The organism is Amycolatopsis sp. CA-128772 (assembly GCF_002904295.1).
Taxonomy (GTDB): Bacteria; Actinomycetota; Actinomycetes; order Mycobacteriales; family Pseudonocardiaceae; genus Amycolatopsis.
Map to the genome: position 1 here is coordinate 349,324 of NZ_PPHG01000075.1, position 22,334 is coordinate 371,657.

25 protein-coding genes and 1 pseudogene are annotated in these 22,334 nt (G+C 73.2%); 13 read left to right on the plus strand and 13 right to left on the minus strand.

Annotated elements, in window-relative coordinates; translation table 11 throughout:
- Window positions 1-302 precede the first annotated feature (302 nt).
- The 7 genes from cobA to rpmB all read right to left on the minus strand — a co-directional run bounded on the left by cobA (window position 303) and on the right by rpmB (window position 5,507).
- Entirely contained in the window at window positions 303-1,523 is a 1,221-nt protein-coding gene (gene cobA, locus C2L59_RS30320) for a uroporphyrinogen-III C-methyltransferase (protein WP_103352929.1), read from the minus strand.
- Window positions 1,524-1,622: 99 nt separating this feature from the next.
- Window positions 1,623-3,485 carry a hypothetical protein gene (locus tag C2L59_RS30325; protein ID WP_103352930.1) on the minus strand — a complete coding sequence of 621 codons (1,863 nt, stop codon included), beginning with the start codon at window positions 3,483-3,485 and terminating at the stop codon, window positions 1,623-1,625.
- A complete protein-coding gene (locus C2L59_RS30330; protein ID WP_103352931.1) occupies window positions 3,482-4,543 on the minus strand; it encodes an ATP-binding protein in 1,062 nt (353 codons plus the stop codon). Before C2L59_RS30330 ends, C2L59_RS30325 begins: the two co-directional genes overlap by 4 nt.
- Before the next feature lie 91 nt (window positions 4,544-4,634).
- A complete protein-coding gene (locus C2L59_RS30335) occupies window positions 4,635-4,805 on the minus strand; it encodes a hypothetical protein (protein ID WP_370444795.1) in 171 nt (56 codons plus the stop codon).
- Window positions 4,799-5,104 (minus strand): 30S ribosomal protein S14, encoded by a 306-nt coding sequence (gene rpsN / locus C2L59_RS30340; protein ID WP_103352933.1) that lies wholly within the window; start codon window positions 5,102-5,104, stop codon window positions 4,799-4,801. The genes C2L59_RS30335 and rpsN overlap by 7 nt, the downstream gene beginning before the upstream one ends.
- On the minus strand, window positions 5,104-5,271 hold the full coding sequence (gene rpmG, locus C2L59_RS30345) for a 50S ribosomal protein L33 (RefSeq protein ID WP_003091682.1): 168 nt from the start codon (window positions 5,269-5,271) through the stop codon (window positions 5,104-5,106). The genes rpsN and rpmG overlap by 1 nt, the downstream gene beginning before the upstream one ends.
- Window positions 5,271-5,507, minus strand: a complete 237-nt coding sequence (gene rpmB, locus C2L59_RS30350) for a 50S ribosomal protein L28 (protein ID WP_103352934.1) — start codon at window positions 5,505-5,507, stop codon at window positions 5,271-5,273. The genes rpmG and rpmB overlap by 1 nt, the downstream gene beginning before the upstream one ends.
- Window positions 5,508-5,585: 78 nt before the next feature.
- Between rpmB and mrf the strand changes: the two genes are divergently transcribed.
- The 4 genes and pseudogenes from mrf to C2L59_RS30370 all read left to right on the plus strand — a co-directional run.
- A complete protein-coding gene (gene mrf, locus C2L59_RS30355; RefSeq protein WP_103352935.1) occupies window positions 5,586-6,836 on the plus strand; it encodes a ribosome hibernation factor-recruiting GTPase MRF in 1,251 nt (416 codons plus the stop codon).
- Entirely contained in the window at window positions 6,833-7,087 is a 255-nt protein-coding gene (locus tag C2L59_RS30360; protein ID WP_103352936.1) for a type B 50S ribosomal protein L31, read from the plus strand. The genes mrf and C2L59_RS30360 overlap by 4 nt, the downstream gene beginning before the upstream one ends.
- A complete protein-coding gene (rpmF, locus tag C2L59_RS30365; RefSeq protein ID WP_103352937.1) occupies window positions 7,087-7,236 on the plus strand; it encodes a 50S ribosomal protein L32 in 150 nt (49 codons plus the stop codon). Before C2L59_RS30360 ends, rpmF begins: the two co-directional genes overlap by 1 nt.
- A pseudogene (locus C2L59_RS30370) lies at window positions 7,233-7,541 on the plus strand (GTP-binding protein); the annotation flags it as partial. The gene rpmF and the pseudogene C2L59_RS30370, both read left to right, overlap by 4 nt.
- Window positions 7,542-7,779: 238 nt before the next feature.
- Here the strand turns inward: C2L59_RS30370 and C2L59_RS30375 are convergent.
- Complete coding sequence (locus C2L59_RS30375) at window positions 7,780-8,082, minus strand: hypothetical protein (RefSeq protein WP_103352938.1); 303 nt, start codon at window positions 8,080-8,082, stop codon at window positions 7,780-7,782.
- A gap of 141 nt (window positions 8,083-8,223) precedes the next feature.
- On the opposite strand from C2L59_RS30375, the gene C2L59_RS30380 reads away from it, so the two are divergent.
- Genes C2L59_RS30380 through C2L59_RS30395 form a run of 4 tightly spaced genes read left to right on the plus strand, consistent with a single transcriptional unit; the run spans window position 8,224 to window position 11,349 of the window.
- Window positions 8,224-8,658 carry a MarR family winged helix-turn-helix transcriptional regulator gene (locus C2L59_RS30380; protein WP_199199319.1) on the plus strand — a complete coding sequence of 145 codons (435 nt, stop codon included), beginning with the start codon at window positions 8,224-8,226 and terminating at the stop codon, window positions 8,656-8,658.
- Window positions 8,655-10,325 carry an MFS transporter gene (locus tag C2L59_RS30385; RefSeq protein WP_103352940.1) on the plus strand — a complete coding sequence of 557 codons (1,671 nt, stop codon included), beginning with the start codon at window positions 8,655-8,657 and terminating at the stop codon, window positions 10,323-10,325. The genes C2L59_RS30380 and C2L59_RS30385 overlap by 4 nt, the downstream gene beginning before the upstream one ends.
- Window positions 10,322-11,062, plus strand: coding sequence for a dienelactone hydrolase family protein (locus C2L59_RS30390; RefSeq protein ID WP_103352941.1), 741 nt, complete (start codon window positions 10,322-10,324; stop codon window positions 11,060-11,062). Before C2L59_RS30385 ends, C2L59_RS30390 begins: the two co-directional genes overlap by 4 nt.
- Window positions 11,063-11,076: 14 nt before the next feature.
- Window positions 11,077-11,349 carry a DUF6295 family protein gene (locus C2L59_RS30395; RefSeq protein WP_103352942.1) on the plus strand — a complete coding sequence of 91 codons (273 nt, stop codon included), beginning with the start codon at window positions 11,077-11,079 and terminating at the stop codon, window positions 11,347-11,349.
- A 1-nt stretch (window position 11,350) separates the two neighbouring features.
- On the opposite strand, the gene C2L59_RS30400 is transcribed toward C2L59_RS30395, so the two are convergent.
- From C2L59_RS30400 to C2L59_RS30410, 3 genes are all read right to left on the minus strand, one after another.
- Window positions 11,351-12,766 carry an aminotransferase class V-fold PLP-dependent enzyme gene (locus tag C2L59_RS30400; protein WP_103352943.1) on the minus strand — a complete coding sequence of 472 codons (1,416 nt, stop codon included), beginning with the start codon at window positions 12,764-12,766 and terminating at the stop codon, window positions 11,351-11,353.
- Window positions 12,753-14,075, minus strand: coding sequence for an MFS transporter (locus C2L59_RS30405; RefSeq protein ID WP_103352944.1), 1,323 nt, complete (start codon window positions 14,073-14,075; stop codon window positions 12,753-12,755). The genes C2L59_RS30400 and C2L59_RS30405 overlap by 14 nt, the downstream gene beginning before the upstream one ends.
- Before the next feature lie 118 nt (window positions 14,076-14,193).
- Window positions 14,194-14,751 carry a TetR/AcrR family transcriptional regulator gene (locus C2L59_RS30410; protein ID WP_103352945.1) on the minus strand — a complete coding sequence of 186 codons (558 nt, stop codon included), beginning with the start codon at window positions 14,749-14,751 and terminating at the stop codon, window positions 14,194-14,196.
- An 82-nt stretch (window positions 14,752-14,833) separates the two neighbouring features.
- On the opposite strand from C2L59_RS30410, the gene C2L59_RS30415 reads away from it, so the two are divergent.
- Entirely contained in the window at window positions 14,834-15,574 is a 741-nt protein-coding gene (locus C2L59_RS30415) for an SDR family oxidoreductase (RefSeq protein ID WP_103352946.1), read from the plus strand.
- 382 nt (window positions 15,575-15,956) lie between these two features.
- On the opposite strand, the gene C2L59_RS30420 is transcribed toward C2L59_RS30415, so the two are convergent.
- The gene (locus tag C2L59_RS30420; protein ID WP_103352947.1) at window positions 15,957-16,982 is read right to left on the minus strand and encodes an LLM class F420-dependent oxidoreductase; all 1,026 of its coding nucleotides are present in this window, start codon (window positions 16,980-16,982) and stop codon (window positions 15,957-15,959) included.
- 9 nt (window positions 16,983-16,991) lie between these two features.
- Window positions 16,992-17,942 (minus strand): oxygenase MpaB family protein, encoded by a 951-nt coding sequence (locus C2L59_RS30425; protein WP_103352981.1) that lies wholly within the window; start codon window positions 17,940-17,942, stop codon window positions 16,992-16,994.
- A gap of 116 nt (window positions 17,943-18,058) precedes the next feature.
- On the opposite strand from C2L59_RS30425, the gene C2L59_RS30430 reads away from it, so the two are divergent.
- The 4 genes from C2L59_RS30430 to C2L59_RS30445 all read left to right on the plus strand — a co-directional run bounded on the left by C2L59_RS30430 (window position 18,059) and on the right by C2L59_RS30445 (window position 22,261).
- Window positions 18,059-18,649: a TetR/AcrR family transcriptional regulator gene (locus C2L59_RS30430; RefSeq protein WP_103352948.1), complete on the plus strand. Its 591-nt coding sequence runs from the start codon at window positions 18,059-18,061 to the stop codon at window positions 18,647-18,649.
- A 56-nt stretch (window positions 18,650-18,705) separates the two neighbouring features.
- Complete coding sequence (locus C2L59_RS30435; RefSeq protein ID WP_103352949.1) at window positions 18,706-19,491, plus strand: IclR family transcriptional regulator; 786 nt, start codon at window positions 18,706-18,708, stop codon at window positions 19,489-19,491.
- Between the two features lie 95 nt (window positions 19,492-19,586).
- On the plus strand, window positions 19,587-21,410 hold the full coding sequence (locus C2L59_RS30440; protein WP_103352950.1) for a glycosyl transferase: 1,824 nt from the start codon (window positions 19,587-19,589) through the stop codon (window positions 21,408-21,410).
- Window positions 21,411-21,427: 17 nt separating this feature from the next.
- The gene (locus tag C2L59_RS30445; RefSeq protein ID WP_103352951.1) at window positions 21,428-22,261 is read left to right on the plus strand and encodes a DUF4397 domain-containing protein; all 834 of its coding nucleotides are present in this window, start codon (window positions 21,428-21,430) and stop codon (window positions 22,259-22,261) included.
- Window positions 22,262-22,334 lie beyond the last annotated feature (73 nt).

The following is a 22,334-nucleotide window of genomic DNA, read 5'->3' on the forward strand; positions in this document are numbered from 1 at the left end:
GCCGTTGGTGTGGGTGACCGGCAACGCGGGGGCCAGGCAGATCACGAGGTCGAAAAGGTCGCGCACGTCCTCGTCGTTCTCCGGGCAGCCGCAGAAGAACGCGGTCTCGCCGGTCGTCCGGGCCGCCAGGGCCTCGACATTCGCGCGCCTGATCCGCCAGCCGAAGCCGCCTCTTCCCGCATCCCACGTGATCAGAGCCGGATCTCGCGTGATCGAACACGCAACTCGCGTGATTGAAGCCGGAACTCGCGAGTTCCGGCTTCAATCACGCGAGTTCCGGCCCCAGTCACGCGAAAGCCGAGTTACGACAGTGGGGCCAGGCCGGCGACCGGACCGATCACGATCACCGCGGGCGGGCGGACTCCGGAGGCGGCCGCGTCGGTGACCACTGTGTCCAATGTGGACCGGAGGGAGCGCTGGGTGCGCATCGTGCCGTCCTCGATGATCGCCACCGGGGTGTCCGCCGGGCGGCCGCCGTCCAGGAGGGCCTTGGCGAACTGCGGGAGCCGCTCGACGCCCATCATCAGGACGATCGTGCCGCGCATCCGGGCCAGCAGCTCCCAGTCCACGAGGGACCGGTCGTCCCCCGGGGCCACGTGGCCGGAGACCACCACCACCTCGTGCGCCACGCCGCGGTGGGTCACCGGGACGTCGGCGGCCGCCGGCACCGCGAACGCGCTCGTGATGCCCGGGACCATCGTCACCGGGACACCCGCCTCCGCGCAGGCCAGCACCTCCTCGAAGCCCCGGCCGAACAGGTACGGGTCGCCGCCCTTGAGGCGGACGACGAACTTGCCCTCCTTGGCGCGCTCGATCAGGGTGCTGTTGATGACGTCCTGGCTCGCCGCGCGGCCGTACGGGATCTTCGCCGCGTCGACGATCTCGACCTCCGGCGCGAGTTCGTCGAGCAGCTCGCGCGGCGCCAGCCGGTCGACCACCACGACGTCCGCGCGCGACAGCAGCCGCCGGCCGCGGACCGTGATCAGCTCCGGGTCGCCCGGGCCGCCGCCGACCAGGGCCACGCCGGGCAGGGTGCCCTCGGGGTGCGGGGTGCGGCCGTCCTCGATGGTGCCGTTGTGCAGGCCGTCGAGCATCGAGTCGCGGACCGCCGCCGAGCGCAGCGGCTCGCCGCCGGACAGCACGCCGAACAGCAGGCCGCCGTGCCGCCCCGACGCCGGCGTTACCGCCGAACCCGACTCGCCTTCGTCGGCGCGGACGCAGAACACCCGCTCCCGCTCGGCTTCGGCACAGACGGCGGCGTTCACGGAAGGGTCGTTCGTGCAGGCCAGCGCGTACCAGGCGGCGCGGAGGTCACCGGGCTCGTAGCGGCGTTCGTGCCAGACGAGCTCGCCCGCGTCCACCATCCCCTGCACCGACGGCGTCGTGTGCGGTGACACCAGTTCGACGCGGGCGCCCGCGCTGATCAGGCGGGGCAGCCGGCGCTGGGCCACGGAACCGCCGCCGATCATCACGACGCGGCGGCCGGTGAGCTGGAGGCCGGAGAGGTAGTGCGGGTCGTCCATGGCGGGAAATGTAACAGCGGCGCGAAGCGCCTCTGTTGAGGGCGGTGGCGGGGAGGAAGGCGGAGTTGGCGCCCGGGCCCCACGCCGGCCCAGCCTGGGTCACGCCACCCGGAACACCGGCCCGCGGGCCACGAACGGCAGCCGCACACCCCGTGGCACCAGGTACGCGTGCTCGCGGCGCGGCCGGACGTGGTCGCACTGCGCGTCGGTGATGATCAGGATCGGCCCGTCCGCCGGGAAGTCCGGCGCGCGCTGCAGCAGGTCGACGCCGGGCTGCAGGATCGTGCCGCCGCGGCCGCGCACCTTGACCCGGCCCGCGATGTCCTCGACCGCGAGGTACCCCGCGTCGTAGGCGACGGCGTCGCAGAACACCACCCGCGCCGCCGGGACGTCCCGGGCCAGCGCGTACGACGCGATCGCGCCCAGCGCCTTGCCCAGCAGCTCGGCGTTCATCGACCCCGACGTGTCCAGCACGACGCCGAAGGTGACGCGGCTGTCCAGGCGTTCCGGGCGGACCCGGCCCGGGCGCGGGATGTCCGGCGACGCCGACTGGCGGCGCGACGCCCGCGCGTAGCTGCGCACCGGCAGCTCGGCCCGGACGTGCTCGTCGAACCAGCGGGCCAGCTGCGCGTCCCACGGCAGCGGCGGGTGGTCGAGGGCGCGGATCTCCTGTTCCAGGCCGGCCGGCAGCAGCCCGCGGCCCTGGGCGTGGTGGTACTCGAGGCCCTGGGTGAGCGCCCGGCGGTAGAACTCGTCGAGGTCGACGCCCTGGACTCGGTCCGCCCACGGCACCGGCCGCGAAGTGCGCTTGGACGACCGGCGCTGCGCCGCCTCGGGCTCGGACAGCCAGTCGCCCAGGACGTCGCCGGCCTCGCGCGACCCCAGCGTCAGCAGCTTCCGGGCCCGGCGCAAGTCGGTGGTCAGGGTGTCGTAGACCGACTCCGCCGACATCCCGGCCAGCTGCTGGTCGTGCAGGCCGCCGTCGGGCAGCTCGCCGACGCCCATGCCGACCAGCCAGCCGTTGATCACGTAGTCGCAGGCGACGTTCCACAGGTACGGGTCGCGGCCCAGCGCGCGGCGGTCGTGCCGCAGGGCCGCGTGCAGCATTTCGTGGGCCAGCACGAACCGCCACTCCTCGGCGGTCAGCGCGGCAGCCGCGTTGACGTGGATCTCGCCGTGCTCGGCGTCTACGGCCGCGACGGCGATGTCCCAGGCGCGGACGACGTCGGCGTCGACGACCAGCGTGAACCCGGCGGCCACCGCGCCGAGCAGCGGGAACGACGAAACGAACCACGACAGCGCCCGGTCCCACTCCCCCATCGCCCGCCGGCGCCGGGTCTGCCCGCGCGCGTCGGCGGCGCGTTCCATCGCCTCGGTGGCCGAGGCGATCAGCCCGCGGGCGAACCGCTCGGTCCACGGCTCGCCCTTGCCGTGGTACTGCAGCTGCCAGCGCGAAAGCGGCGGCGGCAGCCGCAGGCACGACCCGGGCCCGCCGACGCCCAGCTGCGCGAACGGCGCCGGGACGCCGGTCTCCTGCCACGCGCGGGTCAGCGCGAGCTCGTCGGTGCCCGGCAGCTCCGGCACGTCGACGACGGGCGTCCCGACGTGGACGGCCTCGGCGAACCGGTGGACGGCCACGCAGCACGCGGCGCCGTAGCCGTCGTCGAACTCGACGTCGGCGAGCCGGTCGTCGTCGAGGTGCCCGAGACCGAGGTGCAGCAGGAGGTGCGCGAAGACCCAGGCCCATTCGCCCGGGTCGCCGTCGCGGGCGCGGTTCGGGGTGATCAGGCCGCGGCCGTTGACGACGGCCCAGCTGCCGGTGCCGGGCAGGCTCTCCGGGCTGAGGCTGGCGCCGCGGGCGAGGTGGTCGAGGACGGTGTGCCCGCGGGCCAGCTCCCAGCCGCCGAGGATGGCCTTCGCCCGCCGGTCCCGGCGCTGCGCTTCGGCGCGCGCGGTGCTCATGCCCGCGCCGCGACCAGCCGCGGCAGGTCGCGGGCGGCCTCGACGAGGAACCAGGACGGCAGCCGCGGGTTGCCGGCTTCGTCGTCGGCGATGACCAGCTGCGCCATCTCCAGGGAGATTTCCGCCAGCTCCACGAGCAGGCTCTTCGCCCGGAAGGCGAACTGGCGGACGGCCGCCGACGCGTGCCGCTTGTCCGCGGGCAGGTCCTTGACCAGGCGGGCGCGGAACGTTTCGGCGAGGAAGTAGAGCAGGTCGCGGTCGGCGGGCTCGGCGGGCCAACGCGCGTCGCCCTTGAAAATCGCCTCGAGGTCGAAGGCGTGCCGGGCCACCTTGAGGTACGCGCGGAACGCGCCCGCGTGCGCCGGGGTCAGCGTGGCGTAGGCCAGCAGCGCGATCGTCTCGTCGTCGGCCGGGTCGCCGGCCGAGCGCAGCAGATCGGAGAGCATGTGCCAGGACCGCGGCGTCGAGAACGGCTCCTCGGTCTTCGGCGGCGGGCTCCACAGGTGGTCCGGCCGCTGGGTGAGGTACTCGATCACCCACGGGTGGATGCCGTGGCCGGCGGCCCAGGCGAGCCAGTCGCCCGGTGCGGCGCGCAGGTGGACGTGGACCAGGCGGTTGACCAGAGCCGAGGCCATCGGCCGGGCCAGCGCCTGATCGGTGGCGCGGTTGCCGGCGCCGATCACGACCGAGCCCGCCGGCAGCTCGTAGGAGCCGATGCGGCGGTCGAGGATCAGCGAGTAGAACGCCTTCTGGACGTCGGGCGCGGCGGCGTTCAGCTCGTCGAGGAACAGGCAGTACGGCTCGTCGCGGGCGATCTGCTCCGGCGGGCAGAACCGGCTGCGGCCGTCCACGATCTGCGGGACGCCGATCAGGTCCTCGGGCGCGAGCTGGGTGCCCAGCAGGGAAACGCAGTCGAGGCCCAGCGACGCCGCGAAGTCGCGCACGAGCGAGGACTTCCCGATCCCGGGCGCGCCCCAGAGGAACACCGGCCGCACGACGGCGGTGGTGAGCAGGACTTCGGGCAGCCGGGCGGGCGTGACCGTGAGCTGGGCGTGCAAGCGTGGACCTCCTGTGCGTCAGGACATCCCGGTGCGACGCCCCCTTTCGTGCGCCCATGATCGCGCGCCACCCGGCTTCCGCGCACTCGAATTAGCCGGCGCGGCCCGAGGACGGGTACGGCAGCAACGCCATCTCCCGCGCGTTCTTGATCGCCGTGGCGACCTGGTTCTGCTGCTGCGGCGTCGATCCCGTCACCCGGCGGGCGCGCGCAACAGGTTCACCTCGCGCTTGCCGGTGCGGTTTCGGCATCCGGCTCACCAGCTCGACTTCGCGACGCCGGGCAGCTCGCCGCGGTGCGCGGCCTGCCGCATCTTCACCCGCGACAGGCCGAACTTCCGCAGGTAGCCGCGGGGACGGCCGTCGGCGGCGTCGCGGTTGCGGATCCGGGTCGGGCTCGCGTCCCGCGGCAGCTTCTGCAGCGCGACGACGGCCTCGGCCTTCTCCTGCGGCGACGAGCCGGGTGCGGCGATGACGGCCTTGAGCGCGCGGCGGCGTTCGACGTACCGCGCGGCGACCACCTTCCGCTGCTCGTTCTTCGCGATCTTCGATTTCTTGGCCATCAGCGCTCTTCCTTGAACTCGACGTGCTTGCGCGCCACCGGGTCGTACTTGCGCAGGACCATCCGGTCCGGGTCGTTGCGGCGGTTCTTCTTCGTGACGTACGTGTAGCCGGTGCCCGCGGTGGACCGCAGCTTGATGATCGGCCGGACGTCGGTGCTCTTCGCCATTACAGCTTCACCCCTTTTGCCTTCAGCTCGGCGACGACGGCCTCGATGCCGCGCTTGTCGATCGTCTTCATGCCCTTGGCGGAGACGCGCAGCCGCACCCAGCGGCCCTCCCCGGGCAGGAAGTAGCGGCGGTTCTGCAGGTTCGGCTCCCAGCGCCGGGACGTGCGGCGGTGGGAGTGCGAGACCTGCTTGCCGTAGCCCGGCTTGCGGCCGGTGACCTGGCACACGGCGGACAAGGATCCTCCCGAGTTGATAGTGATTTTCATTTCCATTACAGTAGCGCACCGCACCCCGTCCGCATTCCTGGAGCCCCTGTGACCCACCACCCCCGCATCCCGCTCGTCCTCGTGAGCGGCCTGGTCGCCGGACCGAACGCCACGCTCGCCGAGCTGCTGCGCGTGGCCGGGCGCGGCACCGCCGTCGTCCACCACGACCTGCGCGAGATCCGCTCCGGCGTCGTCCGCCGCCGGCTGCGGCTCGGCGAGCGCGACGAGGAGACCGTGCTCGAACTGGCCCACGGCTGCGTGTCCTGCACCCTCCGGGAGGACCTCCTCCCCCTGCTGCGGCGGCTGGCGCGGCGCCCGGAGGTGACCCGGATCGTCGTCCGGCTCGACGAAGCCATGGAGCCGGAGCCGGTGAGCTGGGCGATCCGGAACGTCCTGGTCGGCGACGCCCCGGTCAGCGAGGACGTCGACCTGCGGGCCGTCCTCACCGTCGTCGGCTGCGCGACCTTCCTCGCCGACGCGACCGGCGACGACGAGCTGGCCGACCGGAACCTGCAGGGCAGCCCGGAGGACGAGCGGACGGTCGCCCAGGTCGCGCTGTCCCAGGTCGAGTTCGCCGACGTCCTCGTGCTGGCCGGCGCGGCCCCCGACGCGTGGACCGCCGCCAAGGCGTCCGCGGTGCTCGACCGGGTGGCGCCGTCGATCCCGCGGGTCGAGCTGGCCCGGATCGACGGCGGCAGCGTGCTCGACGCGGTCCCGGCGGACGCCCGCCGCGGCGAGGTCACCGACCTGCACGGCGCGCTGCTGCGCGGCGAACCGCCGGTGCACACCGACTGCGGTGTCGGCCTGCTCACCTTCACCGCGCGGCGGCCGTTCCACCCCGGGCGGCTGCACGCCGCGCTCGACGTCCTGCTGGACGGGGTCGTCCGCACCCGCGGGCGCGCCTGGCTGGCCAGCCGGCCGGACGTCGCGTTCTGGATCGAGTCGGCGGGCGGCGGCCTGGGCCTCGGCCACGCCGGTCCGTGGCTGGCGTCGCCGGACGGTCCGGCGTGGACGGACGTCTCCCCGGAACGCCGGACGCTGGCGTCCCTGCGCTGGGACCCGGTGCACGGCGACCGGGCGCAGGAGCTCGTCGTGGTGACGGACCAGACAACGCCCGACGAGATCGACGCGGCCCTGCGCGGCGCTCTACTGACCGACGCGGAACTCGCGGCCGGGCCCGGAGCGTGGGCGCACTACCCCGATCCGTTCGGCGACTGGCACGAAGAACCGTGCGAGGAGACCGAACCAGGCCCGGCGCGCCACGACGCGACCGCGGCGAACCGAAAGGAAGACCAGTGAAGACCGGAATCCACCCCGACTACCACCCCGTCGTGTTCAAGGACTCGTCCACCGGCGACGCGTTCCTGACCCGTTCGACGATCACTTCGGACAAGACGATCGAGTGGTCCGACGGCCACACCTACCCGCTCGTGATGGTCGACATCAGTTCGTGGTCGCACCCGTTCTGGACCGGCACCCAGCGGATCATGGACAGCGCCGGCCAGGTCGAGAAGTTCCACCGCCGCTACGGGAAGCGGGGCACCCGCTGATGGCCGTCCCCAAGCGCAAGCTGTCCCGCAGCAACACGCGGTCCCGGCGGTCGCAGTGGAAGGCCGCGGTGCCGGACCTGGTGCCGATCGAGGTGGACGGGAAGGTGCAGCCGGTCCCGCGCCGGCTGATGAGGCACTTCCACTCGTGAGCGTCCCGGTCACGGTGGTGTCCGGCTTCCTCGGCGCGGGCAAGACGACGCTGCTCAACCACATCCTCGCCAACCGAGCGGGCTTGCGGGTCGCGTCGATCGTCAACGACATGAGCGAGGTCGACATCGACGCGGCGCTGGTGCGCTCGCAGGAGCGCCTCGTCGGAATGACCAACGGGTGCATCTGCTGCACCCTGCGGGAGGACCTCCTGGAGGAGGTCACGGCACTGTGCGCGGACGGCCGCTTCGACCACGTCCTGATCGAGTCGAGCGGCAGCTCCGAGCCGATGCCGGTGGCCGCGACGTGATCCGAGCCGGATCTCGCGTGATCGAACTCGAAACTCGCGTGATTCGAGCCGTAACTCGCGGGATCCGGCTCGGATCACGCGAGTTACGGGCCCCATCACGCGAGTTACGGGCTTGATCACGCGAGTTACGGGCTTGATCACGCGAATTCGCCCCAGGCATTGCGGGAGTGCCTCGGTGACGTCGCCTTTTCCTTGACGCCGGCGGCCGGGCCGCCGTCGAGGCCGCTCGGCCGAGTCAGTGGTCGTCGTAGTGGTCCTCGTGGACTGCGTGGCGGTGGCCGTCGTGCAGGTAGTCGACGTGGTCGCCGTGGGGGACCGCGATGTGGCCGCAGCCGTCGCCGTGGGTGTGGTGGTCGTGGTCTGCGTGGGGCACGTGGCCGCTGATCTCGCACTCGTCGAAGTGGCCGTCGTGGGCCCGGTGCAGGTGCCCTTCGTGCACGTAGTCCACGTGGTCGCCGTGCGGGACCGCCGCGTGGCCGCAGCCTTCGCCGTGGGTGTGGTGCTCGTGGCCGGCGTGCGGCACGTGCGGGTTGGTCATCGGCGGTCCCTTCCAGGTGTGTCCACTTCGGACGGTAACACCGCACGCGGCGGCGGCCCGGGCGAAAGCTCCCCGCTCACCCGATAGCGGCCGTTTGGTCCGAGTTGATCAACCCAGGTTTATCAGTCTAGGTTGACGATCGTGACGGACGAGGAGCTCCTCCAGGCGAGCGCCGACCTGCGCGTCGCGCTCGGCCGGCTGATCCGGCGGCTGCGGCAGGGTTACGTCGTCGGCGAACTGACCCTGCCCGAACGCTCGGTGCTGTCCCGGCTCGACCGCGAGGGCCCGGCCACCCCGGGCTGCCTCGCCGACCTCGAACGCGTCAAGCCGCAGGCCATGGGCGTGACCCTGGCCGGGCTGGTCGGGCGCGGGCTGGTCGAGCGGCGCAAGGACGACTCCGACGGCCGCAAGGTGCTGATGACGGTCACCGAAGCCGGCGTCCGGCTGCTCACCGACCGGCGGTCGCGGACGACGCAGCGGATGGCCGGCGCGCTGGCCGAGCGGTTCACCGCCGCCGAGCAGCGCGAGCTCGTCGCCGCGATCCCGCTGATCGAGCGGCTGGCGGACGCGCTGTGAGCTACAAGTGGGTCGCGCTGTCCAACACCACGCTCGGCGTGCTGATGTCCGCGCTCGACGGCTCGATCGTGATCATCTCCCTGCCGGCCATCTTCCGCGGCATCGGGCTCGACCCCCTGGCCCCGGGCAACATCGGCTACCTGCTCTGGATGATCCTCGGCTACCTGCTGGTGCAGGCCGTGCTGGTGGTGACGCTGGGGCGGCTCGGCGACATGTTCGGCCGGGTCAAGATGTACAACGTCGGGTTCGTCGTGTTCAGCGCCGCGTCGGTGGCGCTGTCGTTCGACCCGTTCCACGGCGGCAGCGGGGCGCTCTGGCTGATCGGCTGGCGGGTCGTGCAGGCCGTCGGCGGGTCGATGCTGACGGCGAACTCGGCGGCCATCCTCACCGACGCCTTCCCGGCCGAGCAGCGCGGCATGGCGCTGGGCGTCAACCAGATCACCGCGCTGGCCGGGCAGTTCCTCGGCCTGGTCGTCGGCGGGCTGCTGGCCGAGATCGACTGGCGCGCGGTGTTCTGGGTCAGCGTGCCCTTCGGCCTGCTCGGCACGATCTGGTCGATCCGCAGCCTCCGCGAGGTCGGGACGCCGCAGCGCGCGAAGGTCGACTGGGGCGGCAACGTCACCTTCGCGGCCGGAACCGCGCTGGTCCTGGCCGCGATCACCTACGGCATCCAGCCCTACGGCGGCGCCGCCACCGGCTGGGGCAACCCCTGGGTGCTCGGCGGCATCGGCGCCGGCGTGCTGCTGCTCGTGGCCTTCGGCGTCATCGAGACCCGCGTCGCCGCGCCGATGTTCCAGCTTTCGCTGTTCAAGATCCGCGCGTTCGCCGCCGGCAACATCGCCGCGTTGCTGACTTCGGTCGCCCGTGGTGGCATGCAGTTCATGCTCATCATCTGGCTGCAGGGGATCTGGCTGCCCCTGCACGGCTACGACTACGAGCAGACGCCCCTGTGGGCGGGCATCCACATGCTGCCGCTGACCGTCGGGTTCCTGGTCGCCGGGCCGGTGTCCGGGTACCTGTCCGACCGGTTCGGGGCCCGGCCGCTGGCCACCGGCGGCCTGCTGCTGGTCGCGGTGGCGTTCTTCGGGCTGCTGGCGCTGCCGGTGGACTTCCCGTACCCGGCGTTCGCGGCCCTGCTCGTCCTCAGCGGGATCGGCCAGGGCATGTTCGCCGCGCCGAACACCTCGGCGATCATGAGCAGCGTCCCCACCGAGCAGCGCGGGGTCGCCTCCGGCATGCGGGCGACGTTCCAGAACTCCGGGACGTCGTTGTCGATCGGCGTGTTCTTCTCCCTGATGATCGCCGGGCTCGCCTCGTCGCTGCCGCAGACGCTCACCGGCGGCCTGCAGGCCCACGGCGTCCCGGCGCCGGTGGCCGACGGCGTCGCGCAGCTCCCGCCGGTCAGCACGCTGTTCGCCGCGTTCCTCGGCAGCAACCCGGTCGGGCACCTGCTCGGCCCGGACGTCCTGGCCGGTCTCTCCCCCACCGACCGGGCGACCCTCACCGGCGGCGAGTTCTTCCCGCAACTGGTCTCCGGACCGTTCCACCACGGCCTGGCGGTCGTGTTCACCGCGGCCGCCGTGATGGCGGTCGTCGCCGCGATCGCGTCCGCTTCCCGCGGCGCGCGGTACGTCCACCCCCCCGAACGAGCGAAGGAGAACCGATGACCGACGAGATCGTCGCCGGGACCGTCCGCATCACCGGCCACGGCGGGGACGAACTCGAGGCCTACCTGGCCAAACCGACCGACGACACCCCGCGCGGCGGCGTCGTGGTGATCCACCACCTCCCCGGCTACGACGCGCCGACGAAGGAGATGGTCCGCCGCTTCGCCGTCGAGGGCTACAACGCACTCTGCCCGAACCTGTACACACGCGAAGCGCCGGGCGCGGACCCGGACGACGCGGCCGCGACGGTCCGCGCGGCGGGCGGCGTCCCCGACGACCGCCTGGTCGGCGACGTCTCGGGCGCGGCGGACTACCTGCGCGCGCTGGAGAACGCCAACGGCCGCGTCGGCGTCATCGGGCACTGCTCGGGCGGACGGCACGCGTTCCTGTCCGCGTGCTCGCTGGACCTCGACGCGGCGGTGGACTGCTACGGCGCCTTCGTCGTCAACGACCCGCCGGAGGCCATGAGGCAGATGAAGCCGCTGCTGCGCCTGGCGCCGCAGCTGTCGTGCCCGCTGCTGGGCATCTTCGGCGCGGACGACCAGTTCCCGGGCCCGGACGAGGTGGCCGTGCTGGCGGCCGAGCTCGAGAAGCTGGGCAAGGAGCACGAGTTCCACACGTACGCGGACGCCGGCCACGCGTTCTTCGCCGTCGACCGCCCGAGCTACCGCCCCGAAGCCGCGAAGGACGGCTGGGAACGGATTCTCGCCTTCTACGCCCGCACGCTCACCGCCTGAGAGAGGACTCGCGCATGTGCACATACCTGACGGAGAAGTTCGCGCTCGAAGGCAGCGGCAAGGGCGCCCGCGGCTGGTTCCGCCTGAACGAGGGCACCGTGTACGTCGACCACCCGGTCCACGCGCCGTACGCGCACACGGTGAACATCGACTTCCGCAACCCGTCCCTGGGCGCGTCGGCGCGGGTGGCGTTAGAGCTGACCGAGGAGGACGCGCTGGCGCTGGCGGACGCGATCCATGCCGCGGTCAAGTCGGCGCCCGACGGTCTGGCTTCGCGGAACCAGTGATTCAGGGCGTGTAGAGGGCGCCGAGGAACTCGAGCAACAGCCGCTCCCGCAACGGCGCCGGTGCCGTTGCGAGGAGCGCGTTGATCTCCGCCATCCGGTCCGGCAGTCCCGAAGCGCCGCCCAGGCCCGCCGCCGCCAGCAGGCCCGCGAACTGCTCCGGCGTCAGGGTTTCCGGATCCAGCGCGGCGACGAACCCGGCCACGGCCGGGTCGATGACGACCGGGCCGGCCGCGCGGGCCGCGTCCACCGAGGCCGCGAGGTCGGTCAGGAACTCCTTCTCGCTGCCGTGGTTGGCCGCCGTCACCGTCAGGTGCAGGTTCGCCGGGGACGACAGGTGGGCGAACTGCGGCTGGACGTACCAGCCGCGGGCCTTCATCTCGTCGGCCACCGTGAACAGGTCGAAACCGTCGTCGCCGGTGAACGCGATCAGCGTCGACACCGGGTCGCCCAGCACACGCAGGCCGGGGATCTCGGCGATGCCGGACCGGATCCGGGAGACCGCTTCCCGCGTGGACACCGCCAGCGAAAGGTAGCCGTCGGGACCGAGGTGGTTCACCACCGCCCAGGCGGCTGCGAGGGGCCCACCCGAACGCGTGCTCTGGATCGTCGTGTTCAGCATCGTGTAACCCGGCCAGGCCGCGCTCGCGAAGTAGTGCGTGCGCCGCAGTTCCGCCGACGCGTGCAGCAGCACCGACGTCCCCTTGGGACAGTAGGCGTACTTGTGCAGGTCCACCGAGATGCTCGTGACACCGGGGACGCGGAAGTCGAACGGCGGGACGTCCGCGCCGAGGCGGGCGAAGTACGGCAGCACCCAGCCGCCGATGCACGCGTCCACGTGCATCCGGACGCCGCGTTCGAGCGCAGCCGCCGCGATCGGAGCGATCGGGTCGAGCACGCCGTGGGCGTACGACGGCGCGCTCGCCACCACCAGGACCGTCGAGTCGTCGATCGCCGCGGCCATCGCCGCCGGGTCGGCGCGGAACGTCACCGGGTCGACCGGGACGTCGATCCGCCGCAGGCCGAACAGGTGCGCGGCCTTGTGGAACGCCGCGTGCGCGGTCGTCGGCAGCACGATCGACGGCGAGGCGATCGACGGGTGGGCGTCCCGGGCGGCGAGCACCGCCAGCAGGCACGACTCCGTGCCGCCGGAGGTCACCGAGCCGACGACGCCGGGAACATCGCCGAGCAACGAAGCAGCCGCCGCGACGAGGTCGTTCTCCATGCGCAGCAGGCTTGGGAACGCTGTCGGGTCGAGGCCGTTGGCCGACGACGCCAGCGCGTGCGCCGCCGCACCGAGGGCGTCCACTTCGGACAGCCCGCTGTCGTAGACGTAGGCCAGGGTGCGGCCGCCGTGCGTCGGCAGGTCGCCCGCGCGCAGTTCGCGTAGCTGCGCGAGAACGTCCTCAGGCGGGTTCATGCCGGGACTCCCGCGGTTCCAGGACCGAGCGCCGCAGCAGCGGCAGGGCCAGCGCGATCAGCACGCCGGGGATGATCGACGCCCCGACGAGGATTGCCACGATCGCGCTGTGCGGCTGGAACGCCGTGGCGTCCGTGCTGGACACGTACCCGCCGAACGCCAGGATCAGCGCCCACAGCCCGCCGCCGAAGGCCAGCCCGAGGGTCTCCCCCGCGGTCCAGACACCCGCGGCGATCCCGGCGCGGGTCTCGCCGGTGCGTTCCTCTTCGGCGGTGATCAGGTCCGGCAGGATGGCCAGCGGGAACACCGAAATCCCGGCGTACCCGACCCCGCAGAGCGCCACGAAGACGAACGAGACGACCAGCGGGATCGACTGGGCGAAGACCAGCCCGAGCAGGCCGACCGCGAAGGCCGCGGTGGCCAGGCGGAAGCCGTTGAGCTTGCCGACGCGGTCGCCCAGCCGCGGCCACAGCGGCATGGTGACCAGCGCCGGGCCGACGAAGATGACGAACAGGATCGTGCCGTAGGCGTCGTTGCCGAGGATGCGCTGGGCGAAGAACGGGATGGCGGCGAGCACCGTGCCGATGCCGAGCGCCTGGATGAAGTACGTGCCGAGCAGCCAGCGGAACGGCCGCCAGCCGGCGAGCGTGCCGGCGAGTTCCTTGAGGTTCACGGTGTTCGGCCGCAGCGAGCCGACCGGCGCGTCCTTGAGCCCGAAGTACACCAGCAGGGTCGCGGCCAGCACGATCAGCCCGATCACGACGGCCATCACGCGGTAGCCGGCCACGCCCTCGATCCCGGCGGTGATCGCCGGGGCGCCCCCGCCGCAGATCAGGATGGTCACGGCCAGCACGCCGATCCGGACGCTGGTGAGCTTCGTGCGCTCGGTGGCCGACTCGGTCAGCTCGGCCGGCAGCGCGTTGAACGGCACCTGGAACAGCGCGTACGCCGTGGCGCAGGCGGCGAACATGACCGCCACGTACAGCGCGTCCGGCAGCGGGCCGCCGAACCCGGGATGGGCGAACATCGCCGCGAACAGGATCGCCACGCCGATGCCGCCGATCAGCAGGAACCGCCGCCGGCTGCCGGTCTTGATCAGGTCGGCGTCGGACAGCCGGCCGGCGACCGGGTTGAACAGCACGTCCCAGGCCTTCGGCACGAACACGATCGCCGCGGCCCAGCCCGCGGGCACGGCCATCGTGTCGGTCAGGTACTTGACCAGGACCAGCCCGGGGACCGTGCCGAAGGACCCGGTGACGAACGAGCCGAGCGAATAGCGGAACCTCGTCCGGCCGGACAGCGTCGCCATGGTCCTCCTCGAAGGCGTACCGGGTGCAGGCCATGAGTATTCGATCTCGGCGGGCACCCGGTAGTGGTCGAGGGGAATCGTGCCATCGTCGTGACCAAGGCCACGACAGGGGCCCGCGCTAGGCGCGCAGGCCGTCGACGATCACCGCCACGAGCCGGGGCGCGCGCTCGTCCCAGCCGGCTTCGGGGATCCGGGACAGCGCCCCGAGGAGCAGGATGACGTCGGCGGCGTCGACGCCGGCGCGGATCTCCCCGGCGGCCTGGCCCCGGTCCAGCAGCGTTTCGAGCGCCTCGTCGAGGCGGTGGTGCTGGCCGGAGTAGAGGTCCTGCCACGCCGGCACCTCGATCGCCGCCATCACGCCGCGTTTGACGCGCGCGTACCCGACCAGCCGGTCCAGCCAGCGGGACAGCGCGTCGAGCGGGGAGTGGGCCGCCAGCAGCGGCGCGACCGTGCCGACGAGCTGGGTCAGCTCGGCCCGGTACACCTCCGCCAGCAGGTGCTCGCGCGTCGGGAAGTGCCGGTAGAGCGTGCCCTGCCCGACGCCCGCGGCCTTCGCGACCCGGTGCAGCTTCAGGTCGTCGGCCGCGCCGTTGGACTCGCTCAGCTCCGCGCGTGCGGCCTCGACGATCCGGTCGCGGTTGGCGACGGCGTCGGAACGGCGCTCGCGACCGGCCACGGCAGGCTCCCCTCGCTTAAGTGGACAACTGTCCGGTACGGTGGACCCCAACCGGACAGTTGTCAGTTTAGCGGGAGGTGCCATGACGAACGGGCTGGACAAGGTCGTCGCGATCACGGGGGCGAGCAGCGGGATCGGGGAGGCGACGGCCGTGGAACTGGCCGCCCGCGGCGCGGCCGTCGTACTGGGCGCCCGGCGCACCGGCCGGCTCGAGATCCTCGCCCGGCGGATCCGGGACGACGGTGGCCGCGCGGAACTGCTGGACGTCGACGTGACCCGCCGCGCCGACCTCGAGCGGCTCGTCACCCTCGCCGTCGACCGCTTCGGCCGCCTCGACGTCCTGGTGGCCAACGCCGGCGTCGCCCGCATCGCCCCGGTCAGCGCCCTCGACGTCGACGACTGGGACGCGATGATCGACGTCAACCTCCGCGGCGTGCTGCACGGGATCGCGGCCGCGCTGCCGGTGTTCCGCGCACAGGGCCGCGGGCACTTCGTCACGACCGTCTCGACGTCGGGGCTGAAGATCGTCCCGGCCCAGGCGGTCTACGCGGGAACCAAGAACGCCGTACGCACGCTGCTGGAGGCCCTGCGGCAGGAGTCGACCGACGGCGTCCTCCGCACGACGTCCATCTCGCCCGGATACGTGCGCACGGAACTCGTCGACTACGTCGAGGACCCGGCCCAGCGCGAGCAGGCCCAGCAGGCGATGGCGGCGCTCGGCATCAGCCCGGAGGCCGTGGCAAGGGCGATCGCGTTCGCCATCGAGCAGCCGGACGATGTGGAGATCGGCGACCTCACGATCCGCCCGACCCGGCAGGGCTGAGCCGGGCAGCGGAGGCGTTCACCACCCGGCAGCGCGTTCGCCGCGATCCCCGCCGCGCCAAGGCGCCCCCTGCTATGCCGGTCCTCGAAGCCAGTGCGGCGAGGATGCCAGGTCAATTCGGGGTGGTGGCCGGGCTGTGGCGCCGACGCAGACAAGTGCGGATGGCGCAGCCGGCGTGGCCCTTGTCCGCCGGGGTCCGGCCCGGCCGGCCTCGCCGGTCGCTCCGGACCGCGGCGGACTCCGACATCGGCCATGACCGTGGTGAACGGGGTGGAGTCGTTGACGTTGCCGCCGGTCAGCACCGGCAGCGGCCGCGAACCGATGGGCCCGGCGATTCCGGCGAGGTCGGCGCACCCTCGGCCACGCCGGGCAGCGGCGAGTGTCAGCCGAGGGCGCGGGCGATCTTCTCCAGGGTCGCGGCGTCGCCGCGCAGGAGCAGCTGGGTCACCACCGTCTCCTCCCACGCCTGCAGCTCGTCGCGGATCTTCGCCGGCGGCCCGATCAGCGACGTGTCCTCCACCAGGGACGTCGGGATCGCGGCCGTCGCCTCCTCCTTGCGGCCGGCCAGGTACAGCTCCTGCACCTTGTCCGCGACGTCCTCGTAGCCCAGCCGGGCGAAGACGTCGTGGTGGAAGTTGACCGACTTCGCGCCCATTCCGCCGATGTACAACGCCAGGGACGGCTTGATCCAGCTCGCCGCCTCCTCGACGTCGTCGTGCACGATCACCGGCAGCGAGCACGGGACCTCGAACGTCTCCAGCGTGTGCCGGGCGCCCGGGCGGGCGAACCCCTCTTCGAGCGCGGCCTTGTAGAAGGCGTTGCTCTTGGGCGAAAAGAACAGGGGCAGCCAGCCGTCGCCGATCTCCGCCGCCAGGGCCACGTTCTTCGGGCCCTCCGCCGCCAGGTGGATCGGGATTTCCTTGCGCAGCGGGTGCACCGTCGGCTTCAGGGCCTTGCCCAGCCCGGTGCCGCCCTTGAGCGGCAGCTGGAAGTGGTCGCCGTCCAGGGTGACCGGGGCCTCGCGGGCGATCACCTGACGGACGATGTCGACGTACTCCCGGGTCCTCGCCAGGGGCTTCGGGTACGGCTGGCCGTACCAGCCCTCGACGACCTGCGGGCCGGACGCGCCGAGCCCGAGCACCATCCGGCCACCGGAAAGGTGGTCCAGGGTCAGCGCGCTCATCGCCGTCGCCGTCGGCGTGCGCGCGGCCATCTGGACGATGTTCGTCCCCAGCCGGATGCGCGTGGTGGAGGCGCCGTACCAGGCCAGGGGCGTGAACGCGTCCGAGCCGTACGCCTCCGCCGTCCACACCGAGTCGAAGCCGAGCTCTTCGGCCTTGAGAACCGCGTCCAGCGCACCCGGCGTCGGGCCGCTCTGCCAGTACCCGATGTGGAATCCCAGCTTCACGAAGGCCTCCTAGACGTTCGGCGCGTAGTGCTCGGGTTTGCCCCGCTCGGACTGCGGCGGCAGGTTCCTGGGTGGAGTCTCGACCACCGGCGTGTCCGCAGCCACCTCGCCCCGCGCGCGACGCCAGCCGGCGCGCGCTCGCGGGTGGTAGCGGCGGTCGTGCGGGACGACCGAGAAGACGGCGTTGACCAGCTGCCCGAACCGCCGGTGCCGGCGCGCGTCGCGCTCGGTCCAGCGGAAGCCGAGCAGGTCGCGGACCTCGCGGTCGTACAGGCCGGCCGTCAGCCAGACGAAATTGCGCGCGACCACCCGCTGGACCGGCCGCCACAGCGCGTCCGGCAGCCAGGGCAGGAACGGCGGCTTGCCGAGCCCGCGGATGTCGAGGACGTCCCGGGTGGCCTTGTTGTCTTCGAGGACCTCGGTGCACATGTGCTTCCAGTAGCGCTGGAAGTCCTCCCAGCTCTCCGGCACCGGCCGCATCGTCATGTCGTACATCCGCCACCAGCGGACGTGCTCGTCGAACAGCTGCCGCTTCTCCGCCTCGCCGATGCCGCCCGCGAAGTGGTCGGCGATGAGGATCGTGCTGACGAAGAAGGTCGCGTGCGCCCAGTAGTAGGTGTCCGGGTCGAGGGCGTGGTAGCGACGGCCTCGCGCGTCGACGCCCTTGATCCGGTCGTGGTAGCCGCGGACCTCCAGTGCGGTCCGGTGGGCGCGCGGGCCGTCGTAGACCACCCCGCCGATCGGGTAGAGCGAGCGGAACAGCCGCTGCCAGCGTTCCTCGAAGAACCGCGAATGCTGCTCGACGCCCGCGCCGAGGCGCGGGTGCATGTTCTGCATCGACCCGGCCCACAGGCCGATCAGCAGGCCGCGCCAGTCGCCGAAGTACTTCCACGTCAGCGAGTCGGGACCCAGCGGTGCGGTGACATCCGGGGCGCCGCCCCGGGCCGGGGGCTTCGCCACCGGGACCCCCTTTGGTGCGTCCCGGGTCATCGGCGGCTCCTCGTCGCGTCTCGAACTGACTACGGCTGTTGTCAGGCTAGGATCTGACAACAGTTGTAGTCAACCGAGGAGTCACCATGCCGGGCCGGACCTGGGCGGGCACGACGCTGGACGACCGGAGGGCGCTCCGGCGCGAGCAGCTCGTGGCCGCCGGCCTGGAACTGCTGGGCACCGAAGGCTCGGCCGGCACCAGCGTCCGCGCGGTGTGCCGGCACGCGAAGCTGACCGAGCGGTACTTCTACGAGAGCTTCGCCGACCGCGAAGAGCTCGTTGCGGCGGTGTACGAGCACGTCGGCGAACAGGCGCGGCAGGCGCTCGTCGACGCCGTGCGGGACGCCCCCACCCCCGTGTCGCGGGCCGAGCACGCCGTGCGCGCGTTCGTCGAGCTGATCGTCGACGACCCGCGCAAGGGCCGGATCCTGCTGCTCGCGCCGCTGACCGACCCCGCGCTCACCCGCCGGGGCCTGCACCTGCTGCCGGTGTTCGCCGCGCTCGTCGGCGAACAGCTGTCCCACGGTGACGAGACCGAACGCCGGATGGTCGCCGTCGGGCTGGTCGGCGCGCTGAGCAACGTCTTCATCGCCTACCTCGACGGGTCGCTGAAGGTCTCGCGCGAACGGCTCGTCGCGCACTGCGTCAAACTCGTCCTCGGTGCCGACGGCCACTGACCCACCTCCATCCCGACCTCGTGACAGTCGCGCGGCGGATCGGGCACACTCAACCCATGCGTACCGCTGGGCGGAACGACGGCGCGAGCGGCGACGGCCTCGTCGCGGCCCGGCTCGCCGCGCTCCTCGAAGCCTTCCGCCCGGGTGACGAGACGCTCGGCGTCTCCGAGCTGGCCCGCCGGACCGGCCTGGCGAAGACGACCGTGCACCGGCTCGTCGGCCACCTGACCGGAACCGGGCTGCTCGAGCGCGAGGCCGGCTCGGTGCGGCTCGGGCTGCGGCTGTTCGAAATCGGCCAACTGGCCTCGCCCCGCCGTGGCCTGGTCGAAGCGGCCCGCCCGTACCTGGCCGACCTGCGCGAGGCGACGCGCAACACCGTCCACCTCGCCATCCTCGAAGGCACCGAAGTCGTGTACCTCGACGTGCTGCGCGGCCCGGACGCGCCGACGCTGCCGTCGCGCATCGGCGGCCGGTTCCCCGCGCACGCCACCGGCGTCGGCAAGGCGATCCTCGCGTTCTCCCCGGAATCCTTGGTGGACCAGGTGATCGAGGCCGGGCTGCCGCGGATGAGCGCGCGCACGATCACCGCGCCGGGCCTGCTGCGCCGTCAGCTCACCCGGGTCCGCGAAGAGGGGATCGCGCTGGAGCGCGAGGAATCCGGCGTCGGCGTGGTGTGCGCGGCCAGCCCGCTGCTCGACGCCCGCGGTGTCGCGGTGGCCGCGGTGTCGATTTCCGGCTGGGCCAACCGGATGCGGACCGAACGGGTCGCCCCGGCCGTCCGGACGGTCGCGCTCGCGCTGACCCGCACCCTCTCCGGCTCCACCCCGCGCGGTGGGAAATAATCTTGCCGGGCAACGCTTTCACCGCGGCTGGGCCGTCCGGCTGACGTAGCCGTCCCGGGCTGGACGGGTGATCCGGATGGGCTACGATCCGTCCAATGGCCCAGCACAGCCGGGAGACGACCGACCCGGGCCGGTCCCCCGCGACGCTTCCCGAACCGGCGGGCACCGGCTTCCCGGCGGCACACCGGTTGCTGTCGCTCGACATCGTGCTCGCGCTGCTGGCGCTGGCCGGCGGGCTGCGCGTGCTGTACCTCGCCGCGCCCACACCGGCCCTGCCCGCCGAGGCCGCGAACGTCGCCCACGCCTACGCGCTCGGGCACCTCACGCCGTTCACCGACGCCGGCGGCGCCGGCGTCAGCCCGTTCGGCTGGTGGCAGCTCTCGGCGTACACCATGCTCTCCGGCGCCTTCGGGCGTTCGGCGACGGCGCTCGCGGCCGTCCGCGAAACCCTGCTCGTCGCCGCGGTGCTCGGCGTCGTGCTGCTGTGGTTCCTGGCGCGCCGGCTGGGCCTGACGCGATGGGCGTCGGCGGCCGCGGTGCTGCTGCTCGCGGCGTCGCCGCTGGCGCTCGGCCTGCAGCGGCTGGTCGTGGTCGAGCACCTGGCGGCGGTGTGGGTCCTCGCGGCGCTGGTGCTGATCACCAAGCCCGGCGCCCGGATCCGGCACGACGCCCTGGCCGCGGCCTGCCTGCTCGCAGCGGTGCTCACCTCGCCGCTGGCCCTGGTCTTCCTGCCCGCCGCCGGCTGGCTGCTGGCGCGGCGCGCGCCCGCCCGCGCGGCCCTGGTGGCGGTGCTGCTCAACCTCGGGCTCGGTCTTGCGTTCGGCCCGTTGGCCGGTGCCCTCCGGCCGCACCTCGCGGCCGCGACCCGGCCATCGGTGGCGGACTGGGTCGCCCTCGACCCGGCGTGGGCGGTCCTCTCGACCGTCGCCCTGGTGGCCGCGCTGGCCGTGACCTCGCTGCGGCCGTTCGCGGTGTCCGGCCTGCTCCTCGTCGCGGCCCTGCTCGTGCCCGGCGTGCCGGACACCGCCGTGCTGGCGCTGCTGCTGCCCCTCACCCCCCTGGTGTTCGCCGCGGTGGTGCAGACCCTGGCGCGGCAACGCGTCCCGGCCCACCGGGGAGACACCCGCCGCGGCCCCGGGGCCGTGCTCGCCACCGGCATCCTCGTCGCCGTGGTCGCCGCCGGCTGGAGCTACGGCTACCCCGCCCTGCGGCCGTCGCCGGACCGCGGCGGGCCGCTCGTCGACGCGCAGAACTGGTTGCGGACCAACGCTTCCGGCGCGCGGGTGCTCGTCGACGACAGCTCGTGGGCCGAACTGGCCAAGGCCGGCTGGCCGACCGGGATGCTCGTGCCGCCCGCCGCCTGCGCGGCCACCTGCCCGCCCGCCGACTGGGCCGTGTTCACCACCGGCGCGACCGGCCTCCGCAGCCGGTACCCGGCCGTCGAAGCCGCACTCGCCGACGCCGGGGTGACCGCGGTGTTCGGCGCCGGCGACCAGGCGGTCACCGTCTCCCGCCTGGGCCTGCCGGCCGCCGACCCGGCCGCGCCGTCGGAGGAGTCCGCCCGCACGCACGCGGGCGCGGCCCTGGCGGCGTCGGCCCGGATCACCTGCGCCCCGGACGCCGTCGCCGTGCTGCGCGCCGGCCGGGTCGACCCGCGGCTGATCGCCACGATCGCCGCACTCGCGGCGCTGCAACCGGTCCGCGTCACCGCGTTCCCCGCCGTTCCCGGCGAAGACCCCGCCGGGCAGCCGCGCCGCCGGGTGCTCCTGGCCGGCGGCGACGGCGGGGCGGCCGCCTTCTACGCCGGCCAGCGCGACCTGTTCCGGCCGTCCTCGGTCGCCGAGACCACCGGCGGCGTGCTCGTCACCTACCCGCTGTTCGCACCCCCGGGACTGCTGGTCCCCTTCTCCTCCCCCTGACGGCGAAAGGCCCTCCCATGCGCTCCCTCCTCCTCAGACCCGGCGGGCTCGCCGCCGCCCTCCTGTTCCTCGCGCCGACGCCGGTGCCGGCCGCGGCGGCGACCGCGCCCGGCCCGGACGTCGGCTGGATCCGGGTCGGCCACCTGGCGCCGAAGGTGCCGCCGGTGGACATCTACTTCGCCCCCTTCGGCCAGGCCGAAAAGGTCGTCATCCGCAAGGCCGGCTACGGCGCGGTGACGCCGTACTCGTCGCTGGGCCCCGGCAAGTACACGCTCTCGATGCGGCCCGCCGACGCCGCGCCGGCCACCCCGCCCGCGCTGTCGGCGACCATCGACGTCGCCGGGCGCACCGCCTACTCGCTGCTGGTCTTCGCCAACGGCCCGGGCGACACGCTCAAGGGCGACCTGGTCACCGACGACCTCACCCCGCCCGCCGCGGGCCACGGCCGCGTCCGGGTCGTCCAGGGCTCGGCGGCGATCGCGCCGGTCACCGTGGCCGGCCCGCAGGGTGTCACGCTCGCGAAGGACGCGGCCTACGGCCAGACGTCGTCCTATGTGGACGTCCCGGAAGGACGGTGGCCGCTGCAGCTCGCCGGCGGCGCGGTGAAGTCGGCCGCCGACGTCGACGTCAAGGCCGGGTCGTCGACGACGCTGCTGGTCACCGAGAACGCCGGGACGCTCGAGGCGAACCCCCTCTCCGACGGCGCGTCGCTGCCCGAGCCGCCGAAGCTCGGCGTCGAAACCGGAGGCGGCGGCACCGCCCCCGCACCGCCGCTGTGGCCGGTGTTCGCGGCGGCCGCCGGGCTGCTGGCCGCGCTCCTCCTGGGACGCCGGGCGGCTCGTGCGCGCTGACCTGGGCGCGCTGCTCGTCGCCGCCGTGCTGGCCGCGGGCTGCTCGGCGGCACCGGCCGCGCCGCCACCCGTC

Coding starts and splice junctions, on each gene's coding strand:
- cobA (WP_103352929.1), bottom strand. CDS start 1,523: ATGGACGACCCGCACTACCTCTCCGGCCTCCAGCTCACCGGCCGCCGC.
- C2L59_RS30325 (WP_103352930.1), bottom strand. CDS start 3,485: ATGAGCACCGCGCGCGCCGAAGCGCAGCGCCGGGACCGGCGGGCGAAG.
- rpsN (WP_103352933.1), bottom strand. CDS start 5,104: ATGGCCAAGAAATCGAAGATCGCGAAGAACGAGCAGCGGAAGGTGGTC.
- rpmG (WP_003091682.1), bottom strand. CDS start 5,271: ATGGCGAAGAGCACCGACGTCCGGCCGATCATCAAGCTGCGGTCCACC.
- rpmF (WP_103352937.1), top strand. CDS start 7,087: ATGGCCGTCCCCAAGCGCAAGCTGTCCCGCAGCAACACGCGGTCCCGG.
- C2L59_RS30375 (WP_103352938.1), bottom strand. CDS start 8,082: ATGACCAACCCGCACGTGCCGCACGCCGGCCACGAGCACCACACCCAC.
- C2L59_RS30390 (WP_103352941.1), top strand. CDS start 10,322: ATGACCGACGAGATCGTCGCCGGGACCGTCCGCATCACCGGCCACGGC.
- C2L59_RS30395 (WP_103352942.1), top strand. CDS start 11,077: ATGTGCACATACCTGACGGAGAAGTTCGCGCTCGAAGGCAGCGGCAAG.
- C2L59_RS30400 (WP_103352943.1), bottom strand. CDS start 12,766: ATGAACCCGCCTGAGGACGTTCTCGCGCAGCTACGCGAACTGCGCGCG.
- C2L59_RS30405 (WP_103352944.1), bottom strand. CDS start 14,075: ATGGCGACGCTGTCCGGCCGGACGAGGTTCCGCTATTCGCTCGGCTCG.
- C2L59_RS30415 (WP_103352946.1), top strand. CDS start 14,834: ATGACGAACGGGCTGGACAAGGTCGTCGCGATCACGGGGGCGAGCAGC.
- C2L59_RS30430 (WP_103352948.1), top strand. CDS start 18,059: ATGCCGGGCCGGACCTGGGCGGGCACGACGCTGGACGACCGGAGGGCG.
- C2L59_RS30435 (WP_103352949.1), top strand. CDS start 18,706: ATGCGTACCGCTGGGCGGAACGACGGCGCGAGCGGCGACGGCCTCGTC.
- C2L59_RS30440 (WP_103352950.1), top strand. CDS start 19,587: ATGGCCCAGCACAGCCGGGAGACGACCGACCCGGGCCGGTCCCCCGCG.
- C2L59_RS30445 (WP_103352951.1), top strand. CDS start 21,428: ATGCGCTCCCTCCTCCTCAGACCCGGCGGGCTCGCCGCCGCCCTCCTG.